Raw genomic sequence first — 818 nt, forward strand, 5'->3', positions numbered from 1 at the left:
TGCTTCCTCTAGCTGAGCTGTGATGCCAAGATCACGCATCGTTCTAGGTAATCCGAGTGTTTGATAGAGCTCAAGTCTCATCTTCACCCCACGCGGGCCGTTCTCCATTTGCGATGATCAAATATGTCAGGCGAACTAAAGCCGCAAATATCACGAACGAGACAACGCCTACCGCCACGTTGACGATTCCGAAGATGTGTTGCTGCTTGACGAGCACCCCGTAAACATGTTCCGCCGCCACTCCGAGCTTTGCGGCTAATTTGTCGATGTAAGCCATCGCTTTATCCATTTGCGCCCGCCTCCTTTACCGTCATTATGTTTTCGTATTTAGATAAAAACGGAATACGGAAACCTATCGTCTTAAACTCGTAAGTCTTGCCGACTTCAATCTTCGCGTAGAGATCACTAGAATTAAACTTACGAGCAAACAGAGCGTCGGTATTTTCGAAAACTTTTTCGTTCCCTTCGTCGTCAATGCCGAAAATCAGATACTTAGAGGACTCTTTGGAATTCTTCGTTTCTTTTTCCGTCACCTTAATTTCGTACGAGTTCTTATTGGCGTAGGAAGCAATCGTATATACTGGCGCTACAATTACGACAAAAAACAGAAATAGCGCAATCCACACAACGACCCCGATATTTAGCAAACGGTCCATCTATTTCGCCCCTTTCGGTTTCTCAATTACACCCGCATCGATCAGCCACGCCAGCCCAATCGCAGCCGCATCCGATTCATCGAAGTTTGCGAAGGCGCCCTCGTAGCCTGTTAGCCGTCTTACGCCCGCCTCTACTTCGTCTTTCTCTGCGTTGCCTGACCC

Annotated in this window: 2 protein-coding genes; both read right to left on the reverse strand. The window is 47.8% G+C overall.

The window, feature by feature from the left end:
• Positions 1-70: 70 nt before the first annotated feature.
• A complete protein-coding gene (locus tag V7L95_RS04130; protein WP_340968163.1) occupies positions 71-289 on the reverse strand; it encodes a hypothetical protein in 219 nt (72 codons plus the stop codon).
• Entirely contained in the window at positions 282-656 is a 375-nt protein-coding gene (locus tag V7L95_RS04135; protein WP_340968165.1) for a hypothetical protein, read from the reverse strand. Before V7L95_RS04135 ends, V7L95_RS04130 begins: the two co-directional genes overlap by 8 nt.
• Between the last annotated feature and the right edge of the window lie 162 nt (positions 657-818).

This window comes from Bacillus sp. PPSBB_11, assembly GCF_038023285.1.
Taxonomy (GTDB): Bacteria; Bacillota; Bacilli; order Bacillales; family Bacillaceae; genus Bacillus; species Bacillus altitudinis.